The 2990-nt window shown below is 32.4% G+C and carries 4 protein-coding genes; all 4 read left to right on the plus strand.

Annotation, left to right across the window (positions count from 1 at the left end):
• Positions 1-73: 73 nt before the first annotated feature.
• On the plus strand, positions 74-418 hold the full coding sequence (rbfA, locus tag CD150_RS12435; RefSeq protein ID WP_103161642.1) for a 30S ribosome-binding factor RbfA: 345 nt from the start codon (positions 74-76) through the stop codon (positions 416-418).
• A gap of 126 nt (positions 419-544) precedes the next feature.
• Positions 545-1462, plus strand: coding sequence for a tRNA pseudouridine(55) synthase TruB (gene truB, locus CD150_RS12440; protein WP_073342272.1), 918 nt, complete (start codon positions 545-547; stop codon positions 1460-1462).
• Between the two features lie 13 nt (positions 1463-1475).
• Positions 1476-2447: a bifunctional riboflavin kinase/FAD synthetase gene (locus CD150_RS12445; protein WP_046208622.1), complete on the plus strand. Its 972-nt coding sequence runs from the start codon at positions 1476-1478 to the stop codon at positions 2445-2447.
• A gap of 107 nt (positions 2448-2554) precedes the next feature.
• Complete coding sequence (rpsO, locus tag CD150_RS12450) at positions 2555-2824, plus strand: 30S ribosomal protein S15 (protein WP_019468698.1); 270 nt, start codon at positions 2555-2557, stop codon at positions 2822-2824.
• Positions 2825-2990 lie beyond the last annotated feature (166 nt).

The following is a 2990-nucleotide window of genomic DNA, read 5'->3' on the forward strand; positions in this document are numbered from 1 at the left end:
AATGAACTGTCATATAATCTTTAAGTAAGATAAATATACATGTACGAATGATATTTGTGAGGTGAAATATAATATGAATATGAGAGCTGAACGTGTTGGCGAACAAATGAAACAAGAAATTATGGATATTGTTAATAATAAAGTCAAGGACCCTAGAATTGGTTTCCTAACAATAACAGAAGTTCAATTGACGAATGATTTATCTATTGCAACAATTTATTTAACTGTACTTGGAAATGATAAACAAATTGATGATACGTTTAAAGGTTTAGAGAAAGCGAAAGGTTTTATAAAATCTGAAATTGGTTCAAGAATGCGCTTAAGAAATGTTCCAGATTTAAAATTTGAATACGATGAATCGATAGACTACGGTAATAAAATTGAAAAGATGATTCAAGATTTACACAAAAATGATTAATTTTAAAAGCTGAAACAAATACCCATTGAGATATTTGTTTCAGCTTTTTTATAACCATTTATTTATTGAGACGTGTTAATATAAATAAGGAATGATATTAAAAGGACGATTGAAGGTGACATTAAAATGTATAACGGTATTTTACCTGTTTATAAAGAACGTGGTTTAACAAGCCATGATGTTGTATTTAAATTAAGGAAGATTTTAAAAACAAAAAAGGTTGGACACACTGGTACATTAGATCCTGAAGTATCAGGTGTATTACCCATATGTATAGGTTCAGCAACAAAGGTAAGCGATTATATTATGGAAATGGGAAAGACTTATTTTGCAACTGTATATTTAGGGTTTAGTACAACTACAGAAGATCAGACAGGTGAAATTTTAGAAAAAAAGCACATTGAGGAAAATACACTTATAGAGGCGCAGATTGATAGCGCAATAGCACGTTTTGAAGGTGTCATTACGCAAATTCCTCCAATGTATTCATCAGTAAAGGTGAATGGTAAAAAGCTTTATGAATATGCAAGAAAAAATGAAACAGTCGAAAGGCCTTCAAGAGAAGTTGAGATTTACGATATTAAACGAGCGTCTGATTTAAGATTTGAAAATCGAGGTTGTCAATTTGATATCAGAGTAAAGTGTGGTAAGGGTACTTATATTAGAACGTTGGCAACAGATATAGGAAAGATGCTTGATATACCAGCACATATGTCAAAGTTAACAAGAATACAAAGTGGTGGGTTTGATATTGAAGATAGCCTTTCAATCGAACATGTACAATCACTACATGAGCACGAAACATTACAAGAAAATCTTTTTCCGATAGAATATGGTTTGAGAGGTTTGAAAAAAGTCAATATTTCAAACGAAAATCAGAAAAATAAAATATTGAATGGTCAAAAATTTAGTAAGAATGAATTTGATCAGTCTATTAACACGTTGGTTGTGATGTTTGACACAAAAGAAAATAAGGCATTAGCAATTTACACACCACATCCTGATAAACCTTATGAAATAAAACCAAAGAAGGTATTTAACTAAAGGAGAAATAACCATGAAAGTAATTGAAGTAACTCATCCGATTCAAGAAAATCAGTATATATCAGAAGATGTAGCAATGGCTTTTGGTTTTTTTGATGGCATGCATAAGGGCCATGCAGAGGTATTTGATACTTTAGAAAAAAAGGCAGAGGCATCGAATTTAAAAAAAGCTGTAATGACATTTGATCCACATCCTTCTGTTGTGTTAAACCCCGAACTTAAACGTACAGATTACTTAACACCGATTCAAGATAAAATAGAAATATTAGAATCATACGGTATTGATTATTGTATCGTTATTAACTTTTCATCTAAATTCGCCAATGTAAGTGCCGAAGAATTTATACGAGAATATATCATTAATAATCATGTAAAAGAAGTGGTTGCAGGATTTGACTTCACTTTCGGCAAATTTGGAAAAGGCAACATGATGATTTTAGATGAAATGACGGAATTTAATACGACTATCGTGAGTAAACAAGAGCTCGAATCGGAAAAAATTTCTACAACAGATATTAGAAAATCACTCAAAACAGGAGACTTACAAAAAGCCAACGATGAACTTGGATATCGATATCGAATTAAAGGTATGGTTGTACAAGGCGAAAAACGTGGGAGAACAATTGGCTTTCCCACTGCGAATGTAGAGCCAAGTGGAGATTACGTTTTGCCTAAAAATGGCGTTTATGCCGTGAGTATGAAAATAGGTGCAGATGATAAAGTTTATCGTGGAGCTGCCAATGTTGGCGTCAAACCCACATTTCATGATCCGTCTAAAGCGCAAGTTGTAATAGAAGTTAACCTGTTTGACTTTCATGAAAACATATATGGTGAGCGTGTTATCGTTTATTGGCATCATTATTTAAGACCAGAAGTTAAATTTGATGGTATAGATCCTTTGGTTGAACAAATGAATAAAGATAAAGAAAAAGCGAAATATTTACTTTCTGTTGATTTTGGTGACGAAATATCATATAATATTTAAGTCTGATGTGTTAAACACACATACTAGGCACCTTTATCTTGGCAGTTCGAGACTCCGACGTTTTGCTCGGATAAAGGCGCATAAAAATAAAAAGGAGGAAATTGACTATGGCAATTTCACAAGAACGTAAAAATGAATTAATTAAAGAATATCGCACACACGAAGCGGACACTGGTTCTCCAGAAGTACAAATCGCTGTGTTAACTGCAGAAATCACTGCATTAAACACTCACTTACGTGAACACACGAAAGACCACCATTCACGTCGTGGATTATTAAAAATGGTAGGTCGTCGTAGACACCTATTAAACTACTTACGTAGCAAAGATATTCAACGTTACCGTGAATTAATTAAATCATTAGGTATCCGTCGTTAATCTTTAGACGTATATTTATCGGGAAAGAACCTTTGGGGTCTTTCCCTTTTTTATAATTTTTGCATTTATAATTATACATTAAACTATATACTAATATAAATCTTTATTAATAAATGATATGATAGGATTAACAGATAAATGAGAGGAGATTCGTAATGTCTCAAGA

It is taken from the genome of Staphylococcus ureilyticus (genome assembly GCF_002902235.1).
Lineage (GTDB): Bacteria > Bacillota > Bacilli > Staphylococcales > Staphylococcaceae > Staphylococcus > Staphylococcus ureilyticus.

Excerpts from the sequence above, each read along its gene's own strand:
- rbfA (WP_103161642.1), top strand. The coding sequence starts at position 74 with ATGAATATGAGAGCTGAACGTGTTGGCGAACAAATGAAACAAGAAATT.
- truB (WP_073342272.1), top strand. The coding sequence starts at position 545 with ATGTATAACGGTATTTTACCTGTTTATAAAGAACGTGGTTTAACAAGC.
- CD150_RS12445 (WP_046208622.1), top strand. The coding sequence starts at position 1,476 with ATGAAAGTAATTGAAGTAACTCATCCGATTCAAGAAAATCAGTATATA.
- rpsO (WP_019468698.1), top strand. The coding sequence starts at position 2,555 with ATGGCAATTTCACAAGAACGTAAAAATGAATTAATTAAAGAATATCGC.